Raw genomic sequence first — 22,762 nt, 5'->3', positions numbered from 1 at the left:
GCCATGATAACGACACGTCTTTCCACGCAAGCAGCCCCCGCCGGCGTGCTGCGCGTCGCCCGGATCGCCGTGCAAAGCGCCGCGCTGGCTGCCGTATGGTATGTCGCCGATTTCATCGTGCGCCATCTTGGTTTGCCCGTGCCGGGTGGCGTTGTCGGCCTCGTCGCGATGCTGGCGCTGCTCTTTTCCGGCGGTATGCCGACCCGCTGGATCAAGTCCGGCGCCGACTGGCTGCTGTCCGACATGCTGCTGTTCTTCATTCCGGCGGCCGTCGCGGCCGTTCAGTACGGCGGTCTCTTTAAGGAAGACGGCTGGCGTCTGGCGCTTGTCGTCGTGGCGGGCACGTTGATGGTGATGGTGGCCGTTGCGTTTGCCGTCGAGCAGGCTGCACGGCTCGAACGCCGTCTCGCGCTGCGCCGCGTGCGGGTGACGCGCCTCGCCGCGCGCGCCTGATCCGGCGCCGCACCTTTACATCGCCAATCCAGCCAATCCAGCCGGCATAGCCCGCCCAGCCGCGAAGCCCATCCCATGAACGCCTTCTACTCATCCCTGTTCGCAGACGACGCCGCGCGGCTCATCGCCGCCGGCTGCTTCGTGATGACGGTGGCGCTCTACTTCGCGTCGAAGTATCTCTACGCACGTTTCAAAAGCCCGTGGCTGACGCCGCTCGTCGCCGTGCCGGTCGTGCTGGCCGTGATCGTGCTGGTCGCGCACATCCCGTATCCGGTCTACTTTCAGGACACGCGCTGGCTGATGTGGCTGCTCGGCCCGGCGACCGTCGCGTTCGCGGTGCCGATCTATGAATATCGCGATCTGCTGAAGCGTCACTGGATTTCGCTCACCGTCGGTGTGACGGTCGGGATCATCGTCGCGGTCGGCGGGTCGCTTGCGCTCGCAAAGCTCCTGCATCTGTCCCCGGAACTGCAGCGCAGCCTGATGACGCGTTCCGTCTCGACGCCGTTTGCACTCGCCGTCTCCGACAAGATCGGCGCCCCGAAAGACCTGACCGCGCTCTTCGTGATCGCGACGGGCGTCTGCGGCATGCTGTTCGGTGAAATCGTGCTGGCGCTCGTGCCGCTGCGCACACGGCTCGCGCGCGGCGCGCTGTTCGGTGCGGCGGCCCACGGCGTGGGCACGGCGAAGGCGCGCGAACTCGGCAGCGAAGAGGGCGTCGTCGCCAGCCTGACGATGATGATCGCGGGCGTCGTCATGGTGCTGCTCGCGCCGGCATTGGGCTTTCTGCCGTTCTGACATGACCTCCGTGATAACGGAGCGACCGCGTACTTCATTGCCTGCGAAACCGCGAACACATCGTTCGAAGGCGCGACGGCGCAAGAAGCGCCCACATTCGGGCGCATTTCGTTGATCCCTAACCCATCTCGATTTGCTACAATCGCCGTTCGTCTCCGAGGAGCGTTGCGACGGGTACCGCGAATCTGCATTCGCGTGCTGCCCGCCAGGCTCGGAGGCTTCAATCGGACGGCTAGAATGCGCCACGCGCTTTTTACCCACCGCATCGAACCGCGCTCACGTCAAATTTCTAGTCAATTTTTAGAAAGGAGGGCGTGATGAACGCCGCAGTTTACGATTCCAAAGATTCAAAAGATTACATCGTTGCCGACATGTCGCTGGCCGACTGGGGCCGCAAGGAACTCGACATCGCCGAAACGGAGATGCCGGGCCTCGTGCAGACGCGTGAAGAGTACAAGGCGTCGCAGCCGCTGAAGGGCGCGCGTATCGCCGGTTCGCTGCACATGACGATCCAGACGGGCGTGCTGATCGAAACGCTGACCGCGCTCGGCGCGGACGTGCGCTGGGCATCGTGCAACATCTTCTCGACGCAGGATCACGCTGCTGCAGCCATCGCCAAGGGCGGCACGCCGGTGTTCGCGTACAAGGGCGAATCGCTCGACGAATACTGGGAATACTCGCACCGCATCTTCGAATGGCCGAACGGCGAATTCGCGAACATGATCCTCGACGACGGCGGCGACGCCACGTTGCTGCTGATCCTCGGTTCGAAGGCTGAAAAGGACCGCTCGGTCATCTCGACGCCGACCAACGAAGAAGAAACCGCGCTGTACAAGTCGATCGCCGCGCACCTGGATGTGGATCCGACGTGGTATTCGAAGCGCCTCGTTCACATCAAGGGCGTTACCGAAGAAACGACGACCGGCGTGCACCGTCTGTATCAGATGGAAAAGGAAGGCCGTCTGCCGTTCCCGGCGATCAACGTCAACGATTCGGTCACGAAGTCGAAGTTCGACAACCTGTATGGCTGCCGTGAATCGCTCGTCGACGGCATCAAGCGCGCAACCGACGTGATGATCGCGGGCAAGATCGCGGTTGTCGCAGGTTACGGCGATGTGGGCAAGGGCTGCGCGCAATCGCTGCGTGGTCTGGGCGCAACCGTGTGGGTCACGGAAATCGATCCGATCTGCGCACTGCAGGCGGCGATGGAAGGCTATCGCGTCGTGACGATGGAATACGCTGCCGACAAGGCCGACATCTTCGTGACGGCAACCGGCAACTTCCACGTGATCGGCCACGACCACATGAAGGCGATGCGTCACAACGCGATCGTCTGCAACATCGGTCACTTCGATTCGGAAATCGACGTTGCGTCGACGCGCCAGTACCAGTGGGACAACATCAAGCCGCAGGTCGACCACATCATTTTCCCGGACGGCAAGCGCGTGATCCTGCTGGCTGAAGGCCGTCTCGTGAACCTCGGCTGCGCGACGGGTCACCCTTCGTTCGTGATGTCGAACTCGTTCACGAACCAGACGCTTGCACAGATCGAACTGTTCACTGAAGGCAACAAGTACGAAAACAAGGTGTACGTGCTGCCGAAACAGCTCGACGAAAAGGTTGCACGTCTGCATCTGGCGCGCATCGGTGTGAACCTGACCGTGCTGTCGGACGATCAGGCTGGCTACATCGGCGTCGACAAGAACGGTCCGTTCAAGCCGAACCACTACCGCTATTAATGCGGTCGCCGTCGCCCGCATTCAAAAATCGGGCGACGGCGTCGTTCATCATGCTTCAACGTATGTGAACGCGGGCAGCGCGGCGCAGATCCTGCGCCGCGCTGCGTCCGCTCACGCGGCCCCACTGCGGACTTCCCGCCCACAAGGAGCTCTACATGACTGTGCTGCTGACCTGGCTCGTTAATGCGCTTGCCCTCCTGATCATCACGTACATCGTGCCGTCGATTCACATCCGCAGTTTCGGCACTGCACTGATCGTCGCGCTGGTGCTCGGGCTCATCAACGCAGTGCTTCGGCCGGTGCTGATCCTGCTCACGTTGCCTGTCACGATTCTCACGCTCGGGCTCTTCATTCTGGTGGTCAATGCGCTGTGCTTCTGGCTGTGCGCGTCGCTGCTGAAGGGTTTCGAAGTGTCGGGTTTCTGGTCGGCGTTCTTCGGCTCGATCCTGTACAGCATTGTGTCGTGGCTGCTGTCCGCGCTCATTTTCGGCAATCGCAGCTTCGGCTGACGCCTCGCCCCCCTGCACGCTGCCCACAGGGGCAACTCTGGTGACTCATGAACCCGATCGAACTCTCATTCGAATTCTTCCCGCCTAAAACGCAGGAAGGCGTTGACAAGCTGCGCGCGACGCGTGCGCAGCTCGCGCCGCTCAAGCCCAAGTTCGTGTCCTGCACGTTTGGCGCGGGCGGCTCGACGCAGCAAGGCACGCTCGATACCGTGCTGGACATCGCGAAGGACGGCATCGAAGCCGCGCCGCACCTGTCGTGTATCGGGTCGTCGAAGGAAAGCCTGCGCGCGATTCTCAATGAATACCGCTCGCACGGCATCCGTCATATCGTGGCGCTGCGCGGCGACCTGCCTTCGGGCATGGGCTCAGTCGGCGAACTGCGTTACGCGTCGGAACTGGTGACGTTCATTCGCGCCGAAACCGGCGACTGGTTCAATATCGAAGTCGCGGCGTATCCGGAATATCACCCGCAATCGCGCTCGCCGAATGCCGATCTGGAAAACTTCGCGCGCAAGGTGAAGGCCGGCGCGAATTCCGCGATCACGCAGTATTTCTTCAACGCGGATGCTTACTTCCGCTTCGTCGACGATGCGAGGAAGCTCGGCGTCGATGTGCCGATCGTGCCGGGCATCATGCCGATCACGAACTTCTCGCAGCTGATGCGTTTCTCCGAGATGTGCGGCGCTGAAGTGCCGCGCTGGGTGGCGCGGCGCCTCGAAAGCTTCGGCGACGATCGTGACTCGATCCGCGCGTTTGGTCTCGATGTGGTGACGAACCTGTGCCAGCGGCTCGTCGATGCGAATGTGCCGGGTTTGCACTTCTATACGCTGAACGGCGCGGCGGCCACGAAAGCCATCTGCGAGCGGCTCAACGCGCGATAAGGCCTTAAAAGGCATTAAAAGACGTTAATGCGCTCAGGTTCAGTAAGGAACACCCCATCTTCACGCATGCGAACGCGCCAACGGGTTTAAGATCGACCCGTTTGGCCCTGCGCAAAGCTGGACTATCGGCCAGAAATAGAACAATCAGGGGCGACTTTTCTGAAATCGTTCTGTAAGCCGATGGGTGCTGCGCCTGCCGCATCGCAGCAACTTGCGTCAAGTATGTTTCCGATCGTGAACACGGGGATTTTCCTCCGCTTGTTCGGGTTAGCAAAGGTCAGTAATATCGCGCTACGCCGGCGGGAGCCGGTTCCGAACCTGGAGGAAACATGAAGCAAAACAATCTGTTGCGCGTCGCGCGTCTGACCACGCTCGTCGCCGCTGCAGCGGCGTCGATGGTGGCGGCCAATATTGCGGGCGCTGCCGAGATTCCGAACAAGACGCTCGTTTACTGCTCAGAAGGCAGTCCCGCGGGCTTCGATCCGGCCCAGTACACCACGGGCGTCGATTTCACAGCGAATACGTTCACCGTCTACAACCGTCTCGTCGAATTCGAACGCGGCGGCACGAAAGTCGAACCCGGCCTCGCCGAAAAGTGGGATGTCGCGGCTGACGGCAAAACCTACACGTTCCATCTGCGTCATGGCGTGAAGTTCCAGACCACGTCGTACTTCAAGCCGACGCGCGAATTCAACGCGGACGACGTCGTGTTCACGTTCCAGCGCATGCTGGACACGAACCAGCCGTTCCGTAAGGCTTACCCGGTCCAGTTCCCGTACTTCACGGACATGGGCCTCGACAAGCTGATCGACAAGGTCGAAAAGGTCGATCCGTACACCGTCAAGTTCACGCTGAAGGAAGTCAACGCACCGTTCATCCAGAATCTGGCGATGGAATATGCGTCGATCCTGTCGGGTGAGTACGCCGATGCGCTGCTGAAGGACGGCAAGGCCGCCGACATCAACCAGAAGCCGGTTGGCACGGGCCCGTTCATTTTCCGCAGCTATACGAAAGACGCGACGATCCGTTTCGACGGCAATCCGGATTACTGGAAGCCGGGCGCGGTCAAGATTTCGAAGCTGATCTTCTCGATCACGCCGGACGCCGGCGTGCGCGTGCAGAAGCTGAAGCGCGACGAATGCCAGGTGATGAGCTATCCGCGTCCGGCCGATATCGCGCCGCTGAAGGCGGAAGCGAACATCTCGATGCCGTCGCAAGCGGGCTTCAATCTCGGCTACCTCGCGTACAACGTGTCGCACAAGCCGGTCGACAAGGTCGAAGTGCGTCAGGCGCTCGACATGGCGATCAACAAGAAGGCGATCGTCGAATCCGTGTACCAGGGCGCAGGCCAGTCGGCAACGAACCCGATGCCGCCGACGCAATGGTCGTACGACAAGAACCTGAAGTCGCAGACGTACGATACGGAGAAGGCGAAGGCGATGCTGGCGAAGGCCGGCTACCCGAACGGCTTCGACATCACGCTGTGGGCAATGCCGGTGCAACGTCCGTACAACCCGAACGGCAAGCTGATGGCGGAAATGATCCAGGCCGACTGGGCGAAGATCGGCGTGAAGGCGAAGATCGTCACGTATGAATGGGGCGAATACATCAAGCGCGCCCACGCAGGCGAAGACGACACGATGCTGATCGGCTGGACCGGCGACAACGGCGATCCGGACAACTGGCTCGGTACGCTGCTCGGCTGCGACGCAGTGAACGGCAACAACTTCTCGAAGTGGTGCGACAAGCCGTTCAACGATCTGGTGCAGAAGGGCCGCGAAACGTCTGACGTAGCGGGTCGTACGAAGGCGTACGTCGAAGCTCAGCAGATTTTCGCGCAGCAGCTGCCGTTCTCGCCGATCGCGCACTCGACGGTGTATCAACCGGTCAGCAAGAAGGTTGAAGACATGCGCATCGAGCCGCTGGGCTATGCGCGCTTCGACGGCGTGAGCGTGAAGTAAGACTGGGGTACCAGGTTTTCCGCACGTTCAAAAAAACAGGAAAACTGGTCGAAAATATACCGGCGACCGGGGTCACGAGCCCTCGTCGCCGGTTGCATTTTTTCTGTTCATCAAGCATCAAGTACATAGGGACGAACCATGTTCCGATTCGTTTTGCGCCGCATCGGCATGGTGATACCGACTTTCATCGGCATCACCATTCTGGCGTTCGCGCTGATTCATCTGATCCCGGGCGACCCGATCGAAGTCATGATGGGCGAACGCGGGGTCGATCCGGCGATGCACGCTGCCGCGATGCACCGCCTCGGGCTCGATGAGCCGCTTCCCATGCAGTACATCCACTACGTCGGCCGCGCGTTGCATGGCAACCTCGGCATGTCGATCATCACCAACACGAGCGTGATGGAGGAATTCCTCGCGCGCTTCCCGGCAACGGTTGAACTGTCGATCTGCGCGATGCTGTTTGCGCTGATCGTTGGTCTGCCAGCGGGCGTGTTCGCAGCGCTCAAACGCGGCACGGTGGTCGATCACGGCGTGATGGGCACCGCGCTGACGGGCTACTCGATGCCGATCTTCTGGTGGGGGCTGATCCTCATCATGTTCTTTTCGGCTGATCTCGGCTGGACGCCGGTTGCTGGCCGTATCGCGGTGGAATACGACATTCCGCGCGTCACCGGCTTGCTGCTGATCGATGCGCTGCTCTCCACCGACGAAGGCGCGTTCCGCTCGGCTGTGAGCCATCTGATCCTGCCGTCGATCGTGCTCGGCACGATTCCGCTCGCGGTCGTCGCGCGGATGACGCGTTCGTCGATGCTCGAAGTGCTGCGCGAAGACTACATCCGCACCGCACGGGCGAAGGGTCTCGCACCCGGACGCGTGATCGTCGTGCATGCGCTGCGTAACGCGCTGATTCCGGTGGTGACCGTGATCGGCCTGCAGGTCGGCACGCTGCTCGCGGGCGCGGTGCTGACCGAGACGTTGTTCTCGTGGCCCGGCATCGGCAAATGGCTCATCGATGCAATCAGCCGGCGCGACTATCCGGTCGTGCAGGGCGGCATCCTGATGATCGCCACGTTAGTGATCTTCGTGAATCTGATCGTCGATCTGTTGTACGGCGTGTTGAATCCACGCATTCGCCATACGAGGTAAAGAGAGCGATGGCAGACATACAAAATACCGTCCCCACGGCGGTTACCCCCGCAGGCGGCCGCGCACTAGCCGCCCGCGAATTCTGGGCCAACTTCTCGCGCAATCGCGGCGCCGTTGTCGCGGGCATCATCGTGCTGACGTTGATCTTCATCGCGATTTTCGCGCCGCTGATCGCGCCGCATAGCCCGATCGAGCAGTATCGCGATTCGGTGAAGATTCCGCCCGCGTGGCTTGAAGGCGGCAACTGGAAGTTCATCCTCGGCACCGACGAAGCGGGCCGCGACATCCTCTCGCGTCTGATGTACGGCGCGCGGCTGTCGTTCTGGATCGGCTTTGTTTCGGTGGTGCTGGCGCTGATTCCGGGCGTCGTGCTCGGGCTGATCGCCGCGTTCTTCGACAAATGGGCCGACACGCCGATCATGCGCATCATGGATGTGCTGCTCGCGCTGCCGTCACTGCTGCTCGCAGTCGCCGTGGTCGCGATCATCGGTCCGGGCCTCATCAACACGATGCTCGCGATTGCGATCGTCGCGTTGCCGGGTTACGTGCGTCTGACGCGCGCGTCGGCGCAGGGTGAGTTGCAGAAGGAATACGTGACGGCTTCGCGCGTCGCGGGCGCGGGCACGCTGCGTCTGATGTTCTCGCAGGTGCTGCCGAACTGCACCGCACCGCTGATCGTGCAGGCGACGCTCGGTTTTTCGTCGGCGATTCTCGATGCCGCCGCGCTCGGTTTTCTCGGCCTCGGCGTGCAACCGCCTTCGGCGGAGTGGGGCGCGATGCTCGCTTCGGCGCGTGACTATATCGACAGCGCGTGGTGGATCGTCACGATGCCCGGTCTTTCCATCCTGGTTTCGGTGCTCGCAATCAACCTGCTCGGCGACGGGCTGCGCGATGCGCTCGATCCCAAACTGAAACGGATGGCGTGACATGAACAATCTTCTAACCATCCGCAATCTCGCAGTGAACTTCAGCGGCGCGCCCGCTGTCGACCGTATCAACCTGGATGTGAAGCCAGGCGAAGTGGTCGGCGTGGTCGGTGAATCGGGTTCCGGCAAGAGCGTGACGATGATGGCGCTGATGGGTCTCATCGACGCGCCGGGCAAGGTCACCGCCGACGAAATCACATTCGACGGCAAGGATCTGCTGAAGGCATCGGCGAGCGCACGCCGCAAGATCATCGGCAAGGACATCGCCATGGTCTTTCAGGACGCGCTGACGAGCCTGAACCCAAGCTACACCGTCGGCTATCAGATCAAGGAAGTGCTGAAGCTGCACGAAGGTCTGCGCGGCGATGCGTTGCATAAGCGCGCGCTGGAACTGCTCGACCAGGTCGGCATTCCAGACGCGAAGAACCGCATCACGTCCTTTCCCCACCAGATGTCGGGCGGGATGAACCAGCGTGTGATGATCGCGATGGCGGTCGCATGCAATCCGAAGCTCCTGATCGCCGACGAGCCGACCACCGCGCTCGACGTCACGATCCAGGCGCAGATCATGGAACTGCTCGTGAAGCTGCAGAAGGAACGCGGCATGGCGCTCGTGCTGATTTCGCACGATCTGGCCGTGGTGTCGGAAGTCGCGCAGCGCGTGGCCGTGATGTATGCAGGCGAAGTCATCGAGACGAACAAGGTGCCCGATATCTTCGCCGCGCCGCATCATCCGTACACGGAAGCGTTGCTGGCGGCGATTCCCGAGCATAACGTCGGCGCGGTGCGGCTCGCTGCATTGCCGGGCATGGTGCCGGGTCGCGACGACCGGCCGCGTGGGTGCCTGTTCGCACCGCGCTGCAAGTACGTCGTCGACGATTGCATGAAGGCGCGGCCGGCGCTCGCGCCGTTACCGGATCACAGCGAGGCGACGCAGGTGCGCTGTATCAAGCCGCTGAACCTGACCGGCGACGCCAACATTCACACACGCGGAGGCGCACGATGAACGCAGTACACGAAACGCGCCACCCGCGACCGGCTGGCCCCGCCAGCGAAAAAGTGCTGATCGCCGACCAGCTCGCGCGGCACTACGCGGTGAAGCGCGGCATGTTCGGCCACGGTACGGTGAAGGCGTTGAACGGCGTGTCGTTCTCGCTCGAACGCGGCAAGACGCTGGCCGTGGTCGGTGAATCCGGTTGCGGCAAGTCGACGCTCGCGCGTCAGCTGACGATGATCGAAGCACCGACGTCCGGCCGTCTGCTGATCGACGGTGAGGACGTCGCCGGCGCGGATCACGCGAAGATCGCCGCATTGCGGCGGCGCGTGCAGATGGTGTTCCAGAATCCGTTTGCTTCGCTGAATCCGCGCAAGACCGTCGAGCAAACGCTCGGCGAGCCGCTCGCGATCAACACGCAGCTAACGGCGAGCGAACGCGCGGGCCGCATCGCGCAGATGATGCGCACCGTCGGCCTGCGGCCTGAACATGCGAAGCGCTATCCGCATATGTTCTCCGGCGGTCAGCGTCAGCGTGTCGCGATTGCGCGCGCGATGATTCTCGATCCGCAGATCGTCGTCGCAGATGAACCCGTGTCCGCGCTCGACGTGTCGATCCAGGCGCAGATCCTGAACCTGTTCATGGACCTTCAGGCAGAGTTCAAGACGAGCTACGTGTTCATCTCGCACAACCTGTCGGTGGTCGAGCACATCGCGGATGACGTGATGGTGATGTACTTCGGCGGCGTTGCTGAGCTCGGCGACAAGAAGACGGTGTTCACACGACCGCGGCATCCGTACACATGGGCGCTGATGTCGGCGACACCATCGATCTTCGAAGCCGACCGGCGCATCCAGATCAAGCTGCAGGGCGAAATGCCGTCGCCGCTCAATCCGCCGTCGGGCTGCACGTTCCATCAGCGCTGCCCGTATGCGATCGACCGGTGCCGGACCGAAGAGCCGAAGCTGCGTGAAGTGGATGGCCGTCAGGTGTCGTGTCATCGGGCTGAGGAGGTAGGGGAGGCGGATGCCTGATCCGTTGGCGGCGCGTGGTGCTGCGCGCCGCCTGCGTGAAGGCGGCCGTAGTGTTGCCTTCGCGTTTTCCCTCGCATCTATCCTGGTCGATGCGCTGCGTGGCTCGATGTCCGACGGTTTCACCCGCGTCCTGAAACAGCATGGGCGGACGGGGTCGCCGGGATGGGCCGCGCTTGCCGTCGTGCTGTGTCTGTCTTTCTCGTCGGTGTCGCCCGAGGTGCATGCCGCCGGGACTCCGGCGAATACGCCGGTGCAGGCCGGGCGTCCGGTGCCCGTTCCGGCCGCGCCTTCGGCTCCCTCTGCGCCGCCGCGCGCAACCTTGCCCGGTTTCAATCCGCCGCCGTCGGGCAATTCCGCAAGCGGCGCGGTGCGTCTGGAGCCGGCACGCATGCCGTTCTATGTCGCGACGCGCGGCTCGACGACCCTCTATCTGCTCGGCACGCTGCACGTCGGCGATCCCGCCGACTATCCGCCGAATCAGCCCTTTCGCAAGCCGATTCTCGCCGCGCTCGCCGCATCGCCGACGCTCGCGCTCGAACTGTCGCCCGACGATCTGCTCGAGTCGCAGGACGACGTGTCGAAGTTCGGCATCTGCGCGCGCGAATGTTTGCCGCGCCTGTTGCCGGAGCCGTTGTGGCGCAGGCTCGCGCTGCGTCTGCGCAGCAATCCGGCAGCGCTCGAAGAGATCAAGAAGATGCGTCCGTGGCTCGCGGCGCTGCTGGTCGAAACCTACGATTCACTGAGCGCCGGCCTGCAGACCGAGTACGGCACCGAAGCGCAGTTGCAGAACGTGTATCTGAAGACACGCGGAAAGCTGGTCGGGCTGGAAACGCTGTCGGAACAGATGCGCGCGTTCACCGGGCTCACGCTCGCGCAGCAGCGCGAAATGCTCGCGCAGGACCTGGTGCAGACGCCCGAAGAAAACGTCGCCGATGTGCAGACGTTGCACCGGCTGTGGCGCGTCGGCGATGCCGATGCGATCGCGGCGTGGGATACCGCGAAGTCGGAGAAACTGGCGCGCGATCAGCGCCTGTCGGCCTCGATCGACAACAAGATCGTCTACGAGCGGAACCGGCGTTTCGTCTCGCGGATGGTTGCGATTGCCGCGCCGAACAAACCGGTGTTTGTCGCGATCGGCGCGCTGCATCTCGGCGGACCGAAGGGCGTGCTGGCGTTGCTGCGCCAGCGCGGGTTCATCGTCGACGCGAATTGAGCGTAGCGTCGATCGTGGAAGCGCCCGTCCGTCGCATGCGATCACTGCGCAACGAACAGGCGCTATATCAAGCCTTAAAGAAACATCAGGAAGTTCAGCAGGAAGATGTTCACGACCAGTAGCGTCAACGCGGTTGGCACCTGCACCTTGATCACCGCGTTCTTATCCGGCAATTCGAGGAGCGCGGCCGGCACCATGTTGAAGTTCGCGGCCATCGGCGTCATCAGCGTGCCGCAGTAGCCTGAGAACATCCCGATCGCGACCATCACGGCCGGATTGCCGTGGAATACGCCAACCAGAATCGGCACGCCCACGCCGCCCGTCATCACCGGGAACGCGGCGAAGCCGTTGCCCATCACCATCGTGAACAGCGCCATGCCGATGCAGTACACGGCCACCGCGACGAGCCGGTAGTCAAGATTCACGTAAGCGATGGTCAGATGCGCGACGGCCTTGCCGACGCCCGCGTCCGAGAACACGAGCCCGAGCATCCCGAGCATTTGCGGCAGCACGGCGGCCCACGAAAGCGCGTCGACAAGCCGGCGCGTTTCCTTCATCGACTGGCCGACAGTGTCGCGCGTCATCACGCACGCAACGGCCAGCGCGATCACGCAGCCAATACCGAAGCCGATCAGCGTGACGTTCTTCAGTTCGACAAACGGCATGCCGCCGACGATGAAATACTTCGCCGTGAGCGTGACGATCACGGTGACGACCGGAATCGTCAGCGCCGGAACGAACAGCTTGTTGCCGAGGCGCCGTGCACTTGCGAGCCGCGTTTCTTCGGAGAGCACTTTCGGCTTCGCCCCCGTGACGCCGCCGAAACCGGCGATCAGCGCCATCGCGATCACCAGCACGCCGACCACTTCCGGCGGAAGCCGGTCGCCGACGAGGAAGATCAGCGCGTAGAGGATCCAGAAGCCGCCAGCCGTGAAGCGGCGCGGATGCTCCCGATCCGAAATGATCATGCCGCCGACGATCAGCAGCACGATCCCGAGCAGCCAGAACAGGTAGTTGATGGTGATCATGCGTTATCTCCCGAAGCCGTCTGGGATTGCGACTGCGACTGGGTCTGCGTCTGCTTGCCGGCGCCTGTCGCAGCCGTGCCGCGCAGTTCGCGTTCGAGCTTGCGATCGAGCAGCCACAGCCGGAAGCCGTGAACGATGAACGCGCAGGTCGCGGTTGGAATACCCCAAACAGCGACATGCATCGGTTCGACGACGATGCCCGCTTCCTTCAGGAAGGTGACCATCAGCACGATCGCGCCGAACGCGACGAAGATGTCTTCGCCGAAGAACAGGCCGACGTTGTCCGTCGCGGCCGAATACGCGCGCAGGCGGTAGCGGACCGCATCGCTCAACTTGCCGAAGCGGCTTTCGGTCGCGCCTTCGGCCATCGGCGCGAGGAGCGGACGCACCATCTGCGGATGGCCGCCGAGGCCGGTCAGGCCGACGGCCGCCGTCAGTTCGCGCACCAGCAGATAGACGATGAGGAGACGCCCCGCGGTCGCCGCCTTGATGCCGGCGATCCAGATCTGCGCACGTTCGCGCAGGCCGTGCCGTTCGAGCAGCCCGATCACCGCAAGCGGCAGCAGGATGATGAGCGGAATGTTGCGGGTCTTGATGAAGCCGGTGCCGATCGCCGCGAGGATTTTCTCAGGCGGGAAATGCGCGGCGAGGGCGGTGGCGATTGCGGCGGCCGCCACGATGAGCATCGGATTGAAGCGCAATACAAACCCGATGATGATGACGGCTACGCCAATGAGCGGCCATAAACTGACTGTTGTCTGCATCTGGATCTCCAAACTGGGTTCTCTATGTGGTTGAACCCGGATGCCGCTGGTGGCGGCTCATATCGGGCGGCGCGCCGGGCGTGCCGTGCGCCGTCCTGCCCTGCGCGGCTCTTGCTGGCCGCGTCGACTGCGTCGTTGTTGCTGCGTTGCCGCGTTGCGGGTGCTTCGGGTGTATCTACCGCGATTGCTCCGGGTGTTGCGCCCGCAGCGACTTCTGCTGCGGGTGATACGGGTCATGCGTGTGTTGCGACTTCTGCTGTATCTGGCAAACGCCCCGCGTGAAGCGGGGCGTCGATGTCGTCGGGTCTTTCGGTGATGGCTGCGCCGTCTGTCCTGTCAGACGCGCACGCTGGTGGCCGCGTGCACGCCGATGCCGGCATCGGCGAGCGCGGCCCGGATGCGCCGCGCGAAAGCCAGCGCGTGCGGACCGTCGCCATGCAGGCAGATCGTCTGTGCGTTGAGCGGCACCCACCGACCGTCGACGGCCTGCACGCGTTGCTCGCGCACCATGGCCAGCGTGCGTGCGAGCACGACCTCTTCGTCATCGAGCAAGGCGCCCGGCTCCTTGCGCGGCACAAGCGAACCGTCCGCGCGATAGCCGCGGTCGGCGAACACCTCTTCGATGGCGGTCAGTCCCGCTTCGCGCGCCGCGCTCACCAGTCCGCTGTTCGCCAGCGCAAACACGGCCACCGAAGGATCGAAGTCATGCACCGCCGAAACGATCGCATCGGCGATTTTCGGGTCGCGCGCGGCCTGGTTGTAGAGCGCGCCGTGCGGCTTCACGTGCGCGATGCGCCCGCCTTCCGCCTGCGCAATCGCCGAGAGCGCGCCGAGCTGGTACAGCACGCCCGCGTAGATATCGCCGACCGGCAGGTCCATCTCCTTGCGACCGAAGTTCTCCGGATCGTTGAAGCTCGGATGCGCGCCGATCGACACGCCTTTCTGCACCGCCCAGCGCACGCAGTCGCGCATCGCGGTCGCGCCGCCGGCATGCCAGCCGCACGCGATGTTGGCAGAGCTGACGAGATCGAGCAGCGCCTCGTCGGAACCGCATCCTTCGCCGAGGTCGGCGTTCAAATCGATTTCCATGGTGTTTCTCCTACTGGTCCTGCAATGCCGCCAGCGCCGGCTGGCGCGCGCAGCGTTCTTCATGCATCGCGATCGCGGCATCGATCTGCCGCAGATAGGCGCGTTCTTCGAGCAGCGCCTGACGCGCTTCTTCGGGTGTAGCCGGCACAAAGCGAACCGATGCGTTGAGCCGCACCTGCGCGAGCTTCCACATGTCGGCCTGGATCACCGCGCCGATCTTCGGATAACCGCCTGTTGTCTGCGCGTCGCCCATCAGGATGATCGGCTGGCCGTTCGGCGGCACCTGGATCGTGCCCGGCAGCACCGCGTGCGACAGCAGATCGGTCTTCCGTTTGTGCGCGAGTTCCGCGCCGGCAAGGCGATAGCCCATCCGGTTGCTGTTCGGCGTGACGAGCCATTCGTCGGCCCAGAAGCGGGTGTGCGCGTCGGTCGTGAAGCTGTCGTATTCGGGACCGGGCAGCACGCGGATCGGCACGGCCCACGGCACATTCGACGGATGACGCCCGCGCCGCAGCGGCTCATGAACCAGCACGAACTTGCACCAGGCGGGCGCCTTCACGCCGAATTCCGGCGCGTCCGGACTGAACCACGAACCGGGGCGCGCGACGGGCGCGCCGACAGGGAGACGGTCGCCGTCACGCAGCGCGCGTCCGCCGAGTCCGCCAAAGCCGCCGCTGAGATCGGTGCTGCGCGAACCCAGCATCGGCAGGACGTCGATGCCGCCGGCCACGGCGACATAACCGCGCATGCCGCGCCTCGCCGCGTTGAGCGTGAGTGCCTGGCCGGCCTGCACGGGCAGGCTCCACCACGAATACACCGGCTTGCCGTCGAGCGTCGCGCTGAACTCGGTGCCGGTGATCGCGATGCGTGTGGCGCGCGGAAAGCGCAGCACAGTCGGGCCGAAGGTGATTTCGAGGCCGGCCGCATCCGGCCGGTTACCAACGAGCCGGTTGCCGACTTCGAGCGACAGGCGATCGAGCGCGCCGCCCATCGCGACGCCGAGATGCCGGTAGCCGTGGCGGCCAAGATCCTGGACGGTGGTCAACAGACCTGCGTGGACGACATCGATCATGCGTCGATCCCCGCAATCGTGAAGCGCACGCGGTCGCCCGGCTGCAGCAGGGTGGGCGGCGTGCGCGTGGGGTCGAAGAGCGGCAGTTCAGTGCGGCCGATCAGCTGCCAGCCGCCCGGAGACGCGGCCGGATAAATACCGGTTTGCGCGCCGCCAATGCCGACCGTGCCGGCCGGGACTTCGAGTCGCGGCTCCGCGCGTCGCGGCGTGTGCAGCTTCTCCTCGAGGCCGCCCATGTAGGCAAAGCCCGGCTGGAAGCCGAGGAAGAACACGACGTACTCGCCCGCGGCGTGACGCTTCACCACTTCGTCCGTCGACAATCCCGTATGTTTCGCGACGACCTTGAGATCCGGACCCGCCTTGCCGCCGTACGTGACCGGAATTTCGACCTCGCGACCGGCTTCCGCTGCCTTGCCGGTGGCGTCCCACGCGGCGCGCAGCATGTCCGTGAGCGCGTCGCGATCGGCTTCCAGCGGGTTGATGACCAGCGTCAGATTGTTCATGCCCGGCACGACTTCGAGCACATGCGGCCAGCCGCGCGCGGCCTGCGCGGCCGCCCAGACGCGCTGCTGGCAGGCGAGCGTCGCCGGTGGCGGAGATTCGCAGACGAGCGCGTTATCGCCCAACGGATAGATGCGTGGCTGATTCATGAATGACCTGGTTTGAGTCGAAATCCCGACCCGCCGTGCGCCACATGCCAGATTCGTCCGACGAGAACTGGCGATGTACCGCACGTTGGGTAGGCTACATTCTCAATAAATTATCTACAATTTATCAATAAGCGTTTGTGCCAGGCTCACATTTCCAGGACGGCGTCGTACACTTCCGGCACCTTCCCAACCTGTATAGAGATTGCCTCATGTCGCGTCATCCCACCAAGATCGTCTCCTCGGAACACCTCGTTTCTGAAACGAGCGCGGAGCTGTCCGAGCTGGAATATGCGCTGATCATGGCAGGCAACGCGTTCAACCGCTGGATGGTGCGCTGCATGTCGGCAGCGGGCGACAAGGACATGACCGCCATCGAGGTGTCGCTGCTGCACCACGTGAGCCATCGCGAGCGTCGCAAGAAACTGGCCGACATCTGCTTCGTGCTGAACATCGAAGATACGCACGTCGCGACCTATGCGCTGAAGAAGCTCGTAGCTAGAGGGTATGTAAAAAGCGAAAAGACCGGCAAGGAAGTGTTTTTCGAAGCGACGGAAGCCGGCCGCGAGCTATGCCTCAAATATCGCGAAGTGCGCGAGAACTGCCTGATCGAGACGTTGAAGGACAGCGGTCTGACGAACGAGCAGATCGGCGAGGCGGCGCAGTTGATGCGCAACGCATCCGGCCTGTACGACACAGCAGCGCGCGCGGCGGCTTCGCTTTAACGCGCGCGCAATATCAGTCAGTCCGCTTTGGGTAACAGGCGAGCTCGGTGACGATCGCGTCGAGCGGAATGTCGTGCGCCTCGCGCGGCAGTGCGTCCATGCGGCAGGCTTCGTATGCGATGCCCACTGTCACTGGCTTTATCGCGCTGGGCCAGGTGGTCAGCGTGCGGTCGTAATAGCCGCCGCCGTAGCCGAGCCGGAAGGCGTCCTCGTCGAAACCCACGCAGGGAATCAACAGCAGATCGGGGATCACGTCACGTCCCGAGTCGGGCTCCGGAATCCGGTGATGGCCGGTTTTCATCGCCGTGTCCGGCGTCCACGCGTGAAATGCGAGCGGCGAATACACGCTATGAATGACCGGCAATCCTGCCTCGCGTTGTGTATCGGCGGCGAGCCATTCGGCGATCGCTTCGCGTGCATCGAATTCACCCGCGAGCGGCCAGTAGAACCCCACGCGAGCCGGCGCATAACGCTGCAGCACATGAAGCACCTGATGCTTTAACGCCGCTGCGTGCGCGGGCTCGCGAGCCGCATCGAGACGGGCTTTGAGCAGTGTTGCGCGCAGTTCCTTTTTCGATTTCGCGTCGGGGTTGCATGCTATGCTTGGCTTCAATTCTCGCTCCAGAAACAACGATGTCAAAACGCCTCTTTCGAGTATATCGCGCGGCCGGTTCTGCGCTGGCTGCCGCGGCACTCGTTGCGTGCGGCACGGCTTCTGCCGTCCGGCCTGTCACCCTCACCCAGCTCACGCCTGACGATCAGACCTTCATCCAGCTTCGCGAGGCTGCGCGCAATAACGATGCGCCGCGCGCCGCGCAGCTGGCGAGCATGATTCCGGACTATCCGGCGCCGTCGTATCTCGAGTACTTCCAGTTGAAGCCGCAACTCTTCGACGGCTCGGGTCACGCGCGCATCGACGCGCCTGATGAACCGGTGCTGTCGTTCCTGCAGAAGTATGACGGCCAGGCGATCGCCGACCGTCTGCGCAACGACTATCTGGTTGTGCTCGGCGCGCGTCACGACTGGCGCAATTTCGATCAGCAATACGCGCGCTTCGTGCTGAACGACGATACGCAGGTGAAGTGCTATGCGCTCGAATCGCGCGCGGCACGCGGCGAAAATGTCGCCGAAGCGGCGCGCGCGCTGCTCGTCGATCCGAAGCAGTACGGCGACGGCTGCGTCGATCTGATCACGACGCTCGCGATCAACCAGCAGTTCTCGAACGATGACGTGTGGCTGCAGATCCGCGTCGCGTACGAGCAGAACTACACGAACACGGGCGCGAAGCTTGTCGATGCGCTCGGCAACCAGCGCCCTGATCCGGTGCTGTTCGATCAGGCGGCAAGTACGCCGCCGCTCCTGCTCGCGCGTGGCGTCGGCCCGGATTCGCAGTCGCATCAACTGGCGCTGCTCGCAATCACGCGTATGGCGCGCAACGATCCGGCGATGGCGGCTTCGACGTTTGCTTCGGTGGCGCCGTCGCTCACCACGCCCGAGCGCGCGATCGGCTGGGGCACGATTGCTTACCAGGCGGCCTCGAAGCAGATGCCTGCTGCGATCGACTGGTACCGGCTGTCGGCGAATGCGCCGCTGTCAAACCCGGCGTACGAGTGGCGCACGCGCATGGCGCTGCTTGTCGGCGACTGGACGATGGTGCGCTGGTCGATCGAGCAGATGCCGCCGTCGCTGCGCACGCAATCGTCGTGGGTTTACTGGCACGCGCGCGCGGTGAAGCAGAACGGCGACCCGGTCACGGCGAACCAGGAATTCGAGCAGATTGCGCAGGACTATAACTTCTACGGCCAGCTCGCCGCCGAAGAACTCGGCCAGAAGATCACGGTGCCGCCCAAAACCACCGTCAGCGATGCAGAAGTCGGACAGGCGGGCGCCACGCCGGGCTTCGCGCTCGCGCAGCGTTTTTACGCGCTGAACCTTCGGCTCGAAGGCAATCGCGAATGGAACTGGCCGCTGCGTGCGATGACCGACCGTCAGCTGATCGCGACGGCCGAATACGCGCGACGTATCGAGCTGTATGACCGCGCCGTCAATACGGCGGACCGCACGAAGACCGAACACGACTTCTCGCTGCGTTATCTGTCGCCGTTCCGCGATATCGTCGAGCGCGATGCGCAGTCCACGGGTCTCGACGTCGAATGGGCGTATGGGCTGATCCGCCAGGAATCGCGCTTCATCATGAATGCGCGTTCGGAAGTGGGCGCAAGCGGCTTGATGCAGTTGATGCCGGGCACCGCGCAACTGGTCGCGAAGAAGATCGGTCTGGGTACGATTTCGCGCGCGCAGATGAACGATATCGACACGAACATCCTGCTGGGCACCAACTATCTGTCGATGATCTACAATCAGTTCGACGGCTCCGCAGTCCTTGCGACGGCGGGTTACAACGCCGGTCCGGGACGTCCGCGCGCGTGGAAGCAGAACTTGCCGCGGGGCGTCGAGGGCGCGATTTTCGCGGAATCGATCCCGTTCCAGGAAACCCGCGACTACGTGAAGAATGTGTTGTCCAACACGGTCTACTATGCGGCACTGTTCGAAGGCCGTCCGCAATCGCTGAAAGTGCGTCTGGGCTATATCGCACCATAAAACGCCAGCGCCACGCCGCCGCGCTTCGCAGCGCGGTGGCCGCCTCACCAGCCGTTGCTGCGGCTTCCACCCAGGGAGTCGAAAATGCGCCATCAAGCCATCGCGATTATCGGCGGGTCCGGATTTATCGGCAGCCACCTCGTCAACGCGCTCGTCGAGCTCGGCAAGGACGTGCGCATCGCCACACGCCGACGGCACAATGCCCGTCATCTCACGCTGTTGCCCATCGATGTGCTCGAAGTCGACGTGTTCGACCCGGTGCAACTCGCCAGTTTCCTGGAAAATGCCGACGCGGTGATTAACCTGGTCGGCACCTTGCACGCGAGTCGCGCCAGTCCGTACGGCCCCGAGTTCGCGAAAGCGCACGTCGAACTGCCAATGAAAATCGTGGCCGCCTGCGAAGGCAAGGGCGTGCATCGCCTGATCCATGTGAGCGCGATTGGCGCGGACCCGAAAGGGCCGAGCATGTATCTGCGCTCGAAGGGCGACGGCGAGAAAGCCGTGCGTCAGTCGACGCTGGCGGCCACTATTTTCAGGCCATCCGTCGTGTTCGGGCCGGAGGACGCGTTTCTGAACCAGTTTGCCTTCCTGCAGCGCGTCTTCCCGATCATTCCGCTCGCGATGCCCGATGCGAAGTTCCAGCCGGTGTTTGTCGGCGACGTCGCGAAGGCGATTTCGAACGTGCTCGATCTCGATGCCGCGAGCGGTCGTACGTACGAACTGGGCGGTCCGACCGTGTACACGCTGGAGCAGCTGGTGAAATTATGCGGCGACGTGATTGGCCGTCATGCGCCCATCATCCGACTGCCGGAGGCGCTTGCGCGGCTGCAGGCGATGACGTTCGAAATGGCGCCTGGCGAGCCGATCATTACGCGCGACAATCTCGATTCGATGAAGGTGGACAGCGTGCTGAGCGGACCGCTTGCGCCTGAACTCGGCATCGAGCCAGCGAGCATCGAGACCATCGCCCCGGTGTATCTGACGGGCGCGTCGAGGCGTTCGCGCTTCAATACGTTCCGCGCAAACGCGGGGCGGTAACGCTTCTCTTTTTCTGATGGGCAAGCATGAAACTCGTTATTGGTGACAAGAACTATTCATCGTGGTCGATGCGTCCGTGGCTGGTGCTGAAGCATTTCGGCATTCCATTCGAGGAGCGCACGATCGAATTGCAGGAGGCGGATTCGAAGACGTCGATCCTCGCGCTTTCTCCGTCGGGCAAGGTGCCGTGCCTGATCACCGATGACAACGTGCCCGTGTGGGACTCGCTTGCCATCTGCGAGACGCTCGCCGACCAGTTTCCGCAACACGCGATGTGGCCGCGCGACGCGGCGGCGCGGGCGCAGGCGCGCAGCGTGAGTGCCGAGATGCATTCGGGTTTCGGCGCGCTGCGCTCGGCGATGTGGATGAATATCCGCGCGTCGTTTCCCGGCAAGGGATCGACGCCGGAGGCGCTGGCCGACGTGGCGCGCGTCGACGCGTTGTGGTGCGACTGCATCGAAAAGCATGGCGGGCCGTTCCTGTTCGGCGAGTTCAGCATCGCCGATGCGATGTACGCGCCGGTGGTGATGCGCTTCAACACGTGGCAACCGCCGCTTTCCGAGGTTGCGGCCACGTACGCGCGCCGCGTGACGGAGCAGCCGGAAGTGCGTGCGTGGATCGACGATGCGCTGCGCGAGACGCATCGCGTGCCGTACTACGACGCCTGCGCATGAATATCTACGCGGTGGGTGGCGCGATCCGCGACGAACTGCTGGGCGTCCCGGTGAAGGACCGCGACTACGTGGTGGTCGGCGCGACGCCGGAGCAGATGGTGGCGCAGGGTTATCGACCCGTCGGCAAGGATTTCCCGGTGTTCCTGCATCCGCTGACGCACGAGGAATATGCGCTCGCGCGCACGGAGCGGAAGACGGCGGCGGGCTATCACGGTTTCCAGTTTTACTACGCGCCTGACGTCACGCTCGAAGAGGATCTTGCGCGGCGTGATCTGACCATTAACGCGATGGCGCGCGAAGTGCGTCCAGATGGCGAACTGACCGGTCCGGTGATCGACCCGTTCAACGGACAGGCGGACGTGCGGGATCGCGTGTTCCGTCATGTCAGCGATGCGTTTCTCGAAGACCCCGTGCGGATTTTGCGGATTGCGCGGTTTGCGGCGCGCTTTGCCGACTTCACGGTGGCGCCGGAGACGATGGCGCTGATGAAGAAGATGGTTGCTGCCGGCGAGGTGGATGCGCTTGTGCCTGAGCGCGTGTGGCAGGAGGTGTCGCGCGGATTGATGGAGCAGAAGCCTTCGCGGATGATCGGGTTACTGCGGGAATGTGGTGCGCTCGCGCGCGTGTTGCCGGAGATCGATGGGTTGTTTGGTGTGCCGCAGCGGGCGGATTATCACCCTGAAGTCGACACGGGCGTGCATGTGATGATGGTGCTGGATCACGCTGCGACGCAGGGGTATGCATTGACGGTGCGGTTCGCTGCGTTGACGCACGATCTTGGCAAGGCGACGACGCCTGAGGATGTATTGCCCCGGCATATTGGGCACGAAGGGCGCAGTGTCGATTTGCTGAAGCCTTTGTGTGAGCGGTTGCGGGTGCCGAATGAGTGCCGTGATCTGGCGGTGCTCGTGGCGCGGGAGCATGGGAACATTCATCGCGTGATGGAGACTGGCGCCGCCGGGTTGGTGCGGTTGTTCGAGCGATGTGATGCGTTGAGGAAACCTGCGCGGTTTGCTGAAGCGTTGCAGGCGTGCGAGGCGGATGCTCGCGGGCGGTTGGGGTTTGAAGCGCGGGCGTATCCGCAGGCTGAGAGATTGCGGATCGCGCTTGTGGCTGCGCGGGCTGTGGATGGAGGGGCTGTGGCTGGCCGGTTTGCTGACCGGCCTTCTCTGATTAAGGATGCTGTTCAGCAGGAGCGGGTTCGGGCGGTTGCGTTTGCTCTTGGGGAAAGTGTTTAGTTGGGGTTGGGCTTTTCTTGTGTTCGTGTCGGTCTATTTGTGTTGCCCCTGTGCGGGGCGGCACCTACTTGCCCATAGGCGCTTCTTGTGGCGCGGTTTTGGGGTTTTTTTTGGCCTTTCCTTGTATTCGTGTCGGTCTATTTGCGTCGCCCCTGTGCGGGGCGGCACCTACTTTTCTTTGTCCTTGCCAAAGAAAAGTAGGCAAAAGAAAGGCGCCGAAAACTCGTCC

At 63.2% G+C, this 22,762-nt stretch carries 22 protein-coding genes and 1 riboswitch; of the genes, 16 read left to right on the top strand and 6 right to left on the bottom strand.

Annotated features, from left to right (window positions below; translation table 11 throughout):
* The first annotated feature begins 3 nt into the window (after window positions 1-3).
* The 11 genes from P3T16_RS00380 (at window position 4) to P3T16_RS00330 (ending at window position 11,657) form a co-directional block, all read left to right on the top strand.
* On the top strand, window positions 4-453 hold the full coding sequence (locus tag P3T16_RS00380) for a CidA/LrgA family protein (RefSeq protein WP_429340761.1): 450 nt from the start codon (window positions 4-6) through the stop codon (window positions 451-453).
* A 75-nt stretch (window positions 454-528) separates the two neighbouring features.
* Complete coding sequence (locus tag P3T16_RS00375) at window positions 529-1,251, top strand: LrgB family protein (RefSeq protein WP_429258251.1); 723 nt, start codon at window positions 529-531, stop codon at window positions 1,249-1,251.
* 151 nt (window positions 1,252-1,402) lie between these two features.
* Window positions 1,403-1,536, top strand: a riboswitch (S-adenosyl-L-homocysteine riboswitch).
* A gap of 32 nt (window positions 1,537-1,568) precedes the next feature.
* Window positions 1,569-2,990, top strand: a complete 1,422-nt coding sequence (gene ahcY / locus P3T16_RS00370) for an adenosylhomocysteinase (protein WP_429340760.1) — start codon at window positions 1,569-1,571, stop codon at window positions 2,988-2,990.
* A gap of 155 nt (window positions 2,991-3,145) precedes the next feature.
* Window positions 3,146-3,499, top strand: a complete 354-nt coding sequence (locus P3T16_RS00365) for a phage holin family protein (protein WP_201649006.1) — start codon at window positions 3,146-3,148, stop codon at window positions 3,497-3,499.
* A gap of 47 nt (window positions 3,500-3,546) precedes the next feature.
* Window positions 3,547-4,380 (top strand): methylenetetrahydrofolate reductase [NAD(P)H], encoded by an 834-nt coding sequence (gene metF, locus P3T16_RS00360; protein ID WP_429340759.1) that lies wholly within the window; start codon window positions 3,547-3,549, stop codon window positions 4,378-4,380.
* A gap of 329 nt (window positions 4,381-4,709) precedes the next feature.
* Complete coding sequence (locus tag P3T16_RS00355) at window positions 4,710-6,341, top strand: ABC transporter substrate-binding protein (protein ID WP_429340758.1); 1,632 nt, start codon at window positions 4,710-4,712, stop codon at window positions 6,339-6,341.
* Window positions 6,342-6,479: 138 nt separating this feature from the next.
* Complete coding sequence (locus tag P3T16_RS00350; protein ID WP_429340757.1) at window positions 6,480-7,490, top strand: ABC transporter permease subunit; 1,011 nt, start codon at window positions 6,480-6,482, stop codon at window positions 7,488-7,490.
* An 8-nt stretch (window positions 7,491-7,498) separates the two neighbouring features.
* Window positions 7,499-8,416, top strand: coding sequence for an ABC transporter permease subunit (locus P3T16_RS00345; protein ID WP_429340756.1), 918 nt, complete (start codon window positions 7,499-7,501; stop codon window positions 8,414-8,416).
* A gap of 1 nt (window position 8,417) precedes the next feature.
* Complete coding sequence (locus P3T16_RS00340) at window positions 8,418-9,422, top strand: ABC transporter ATP-binding protein (protein WP_429340755.1); 1,005 nt, start codon at window positions 8,418-8,420, stop codon at window positions 9,420-9,422.
* Window positions 9,419-10,444: a peptide ABC transporter ATP-binding protein gene (locus P3T16_RS00335; protein ID WP_429340754.1), complete on the top strand. Its 1,026-nt coding sequence runs from the start codon at window positions 9,419-9,421 to the stop codon at window positions 10,442-10,444. The genes P3T16_RS00340 and P3T16_RS00335 overlap by 4 nt, the downstream gene beginning before the upstream one ends.
* A complete protein-coding gene (locus P3T16_RS00330; RefSeq protein ID WP_429340753.1) occupies window positions 10,437-11,657 on the top strand; it encodes a TraB/GumN family protein in 1,221 nt (406 codons plus the stop codon). Before P3T16_RS00335 ends, P3T16_RS00330 begins: the two co-directional genes overlap by 8 nt.
* Window positions 11,658-11,731: 74 nt before the next feature.
* Here the strand turns inward: P3T16_RS00330 and P3T16_RS00325 are convergent, their stop codons facing one another.
* The 5 genes from P3T16_RS00325 to pxpB form a co-directional block, all read right to left on the bottom strand.
* Window positions 11,732-12,685, bottom strand: coding sequence for a DUF979 domain-containing protein (locus P3T16_RS00325; RefSeq protein WP_429340752.1), 954 nt, complete (start codon window positions 12,683-12,685; stop codon window positions 11,732-11,734).
* Entirely contained in the window at window positions 12,682-13,449 is a 768-nt protein-coding gene (locus tag P3T16_RS00320) for a DUF969 domain-containing protein (protein ID WP_429340751.1), read from the bottom strand. The genes P3T16_RS00325 and P3T16_RS00320 overlap by 4 nt, the downstream gene beginning before the upstream one ends.
* 336 nt (window positions 13,450-13,785) lie before the next feature.
* Window positions 13,786-14,538: a 5-oxoprolinase subunit PxpA gene (pxpA, locus tag P3T16_RS00315; protein WP_429340750.1), complete on the bottom strand. Its 753-nt coding sequence runs from the start codon at window positions 14,536-14,538 to the stop codon at window positions 13,786-13,788.
* A 10-nt stretch (window positions 14,539-14,548) separates the two neighbouring features.
* The gene (locus P3T16_RS00310; protein ID WP_429340749.1) at window positions 14,549-15,610 is read right to left on the bottom strand and encodes a biotin-dependent carboxyltransferase family protein; all 1,062 of its coding nucleotides are present in this window, start codon (window positions 15,608-15,610) and stop codon (window positions 14,549-14,551) included.
* Complete coding sequence (gene pxpB / locus P3T16_RS00305) at window positions 15,607-16,260, bottom strand: 5-oxoprolinase subunit PxpB (RefSeq protein ID WP_429340748.1); 654 nt, start codon at window positions 16,258-16,260, stop codon at window positions 15,607-15,609. The genes P3T16_RS00310 and pxpB overlap by 4 nt, the downstream gene beginning before the upstream one ends.
* Window positions 16,261-16,469: 209 nt before the next feature.
* Between pxpB and P3T16_RS00300 the strand changes: the two genes are divergently transcribed.
* Window positions 16,470-16,982, top strand: coding sequence for a winged helix DNA-binding protein (locus P3T16_RS00300; RefSeq protein WP_429258237.1), 513 nt, complete (start codon window positions 16,470-16,472; stop codon window positions 16,980-16,982).
* A gap of 13 nt (window positions 16,983-16,995) precedes the next feature.
* Here the strand turns inward: P3T16_RS00300 and P3T16_RS00295 are convergent, their stop codons facing one another.
* Complete coding sequence (locus P3T16_RS00295) at window positions 16,996-17,595, bottom strand: 5-formyltetrahydrofolate cyclo-ligase (RefSeq protein ID WP_429340747.1); 600 nt, start codon at window positions 17,593-17,595, stop codon at window positions 16,996-16,998.
* 20 nt (window positions 17,596-17,615) lie between these two features.
* Between P3T16_RS00295 and P3T16_RS00290 the strand changes: the two genes are divergently transcribed.
* From P3T16_RS00290 to P3T16_RS00275, 4 genes are all read left to right on the top strand, one after another.
* A complete protein-coding gene (locus P3T16_RS00290) occupies window positions 17,616-19,583 on the top strand; it encodes a transglycosylase SLT domain-containing protein (RefSeq protein WP_429340746.1) in 1,968 nt (655 codons plus the stop codon).
* 84 nt (window positions 19,584-19,667) lie between these two features.
* Window positions 19,668-20,621, top strand: a complete 954-nt coding sequence (locus P3T16_RS00285; protein WP_429340745.1) for a complex I NDUFA9 subunit family protein — start codon at window positions 19,668-19,670, stop codon at window positions 20,619-20,621.
* A 26-nt stretch (window positions 20,622-20,647) separates the two neighbouring features.
* Entirely contained in the window at window positions 20,648-21,295 is a 648-nt protein-coding gene (locus P3T16_RS00280) for a glutathione S-transferase family protein (protein ID WP_429340744.1), read from the top strand.
* Window positions 21,292-22,533, top strand: coding sequence for a multifunctional CCA addition/repair protein (locus P3T16_RS00275; RefSeq protein ID WP_429258232.1), 1,242 nt, complete (start codon window positions 21,292-21,294; stop codon window positions 22,531-22,533). The genes P3T16_RS00280 and P3T16_RS00275 overlap by 4 nt, the downstream gene beginning before the upstream one ends.
* Window positions 22,534-22,762: the final 229 nt, after the last annotated feature.

This window comes from Paraburkholderia sp. GAS42 (assembly GCF_050436565.1).
Lineage (GTDB): Bacteria > Pseudomonadota > Gammaproteobacteria > Burkholderiales > Burkholderiaceae > Paraburkholderia.
Note: the sequence above shows the minus strand (reverse complement) of the source record. Positions and strands in the feature narration are given on the sequence as shown.

Bases quoted from the DNA above. Each gene is read 5' to 3' on its own strand.
- P3T16_RS00380 (WP_429340761.1), top strand. From the start codon at position 4: ATGATAACGACACGTCTTTCCACGCAAGCAGCCCCCGCCGGCGTGCTG.
- P3T16_RS00375 (WP_429258251.1), top strand. From the start codon at position 529: ATGAACGCCTTCTACTCATCCCTGTTCGCAGACGACGCCGCGCGGCTC.
- ahcY (WP_429340760.1), top strand. From the start codon at position 1,569: ATGAACGCCGCAGTTTACGATTCCAAAGATTCAAAAGATTACATCGTT.
- P3T16_RS00365 (WP_201649006.1), top strand. From the start codon at position 3,146: ATGACTGTGCTGCTGACCTGGCTCGTTAATGCGCTTGCCCTCCTGATC.
- metF (WP_429340759.1), top strand. From the start codon at position 3,547: ATGAACCCGATCGAACTCTCATTCGAATTCTTCCCGCCTAAAACGCAG.
- P3T16_RS00355 (WP_429340758.1), top strand. From the start codon at position 4,710: ATGAAGCAAAACAATCTGTTGCGCGTCGCGCGTCTGACCACGCTCGTC.
- P3T16_RS00350 (WP_429340757.1), top strand. From the start codon at position 6,480: ATGTTCCGATTCGTTTTGCGCCGCATCGGCATGGTGATACCGACTTTC.
- P3T16_RS00345 (WP_429340756.1), top strand. From the start codon at position 7,499: ATGGCAGACATACAAAATACCGTCCCCACGGCGGTTACCCCCGCAGGC.
- P3T16_RS00340 (WP_429340755.1), top strand. From the start codon at position 8,418: ATGAACAATCTTCTAACCATCCGCAATCTCGCAGTGAACTTCAGCGGC.
- P3T16_RS00335 (WP_429340754.1), top strand. From the start codon at position 9,419: ATGAACGCAGTACACGAAACGCGCCACCCGCGACCGGCTGGCCCCGCC.
- P3T16_RS00330 (WP_429340753.1), top strand. From the start codon at position 10,437: ATGCCTGATCCGTTGGCGGCGCGTGGTGCTGCGCGCCGCCTGCGTGAA.
- P3T16_RS00325 (WP_429340752.1), bottom strand. From the start codon at position 12,685: ATGATCACCATCAACTACCTGTTCTGGCTGCTCGGGATCGTGCTGCTG.
- P3T16_RS00320 (WP_429340751.1), bottom strand. From the start codon at position 13,449: ATGCAGACAACAGTCAGTTTATGGCCGCTCATTGGCGTAGCCGTCATC.
- pxpA (WP_429340750.1), bottom strand. From the start codon at position 14,538: ATGGAAATCGATTTGAACGCCGACCTCGGCGAAGGATGCGGTTCCGAC.
- P3T16_RS00310 (WP_429340749.1), bottom strand. From the start codon at position 15,610: ATGATCGATGTCGTCCACGCAGGTCTGTTGACCACCGTCCAGGATCTT.
- pxpB (WP_429340748.1), bottom strand. From the start codon at position 16,260: ATGAATCAGCCACGCATCTATCCGTTGGGCGATAACGCGCTCGTCTGC.
- P3T16_RS00300 (WP_429258237.1), top strand. From the start codon at position 16,470: ATGTCGCGTCATCCCACCAAGATCGTCTCCTCGGAACACCTCGTTTCT.
- P3T16_RS00290 (WP_429340746.1), top strand. From the start codon at position 17,616: ATGTCAAAACGCCTCTTTCGAGTATATCGCGCGGCCGGTTCTGCGCTG.
- P3T16_RS00285 (WP_429340745.1), top strand. From the start codon at position 19,668: ATGCGCCATCAAGCCATCGCGATTATCGGCGGGTCCGGATTTATCGGC.
- P3T16_RS00280 (WP_429340744.1), top strand. From the start codon at position 20,648: ATGAAACTCGTTATTGGTGACAAGAACTATTCATCGTGGTCGATGCGT.
- P3T16_RS00275 (WP_429258232.1), top strand. From the start codon at position 21,292: ATGAATATCTACGCGGTGGGTGGCGCGATCCGCGACGAACTGCTGGGC.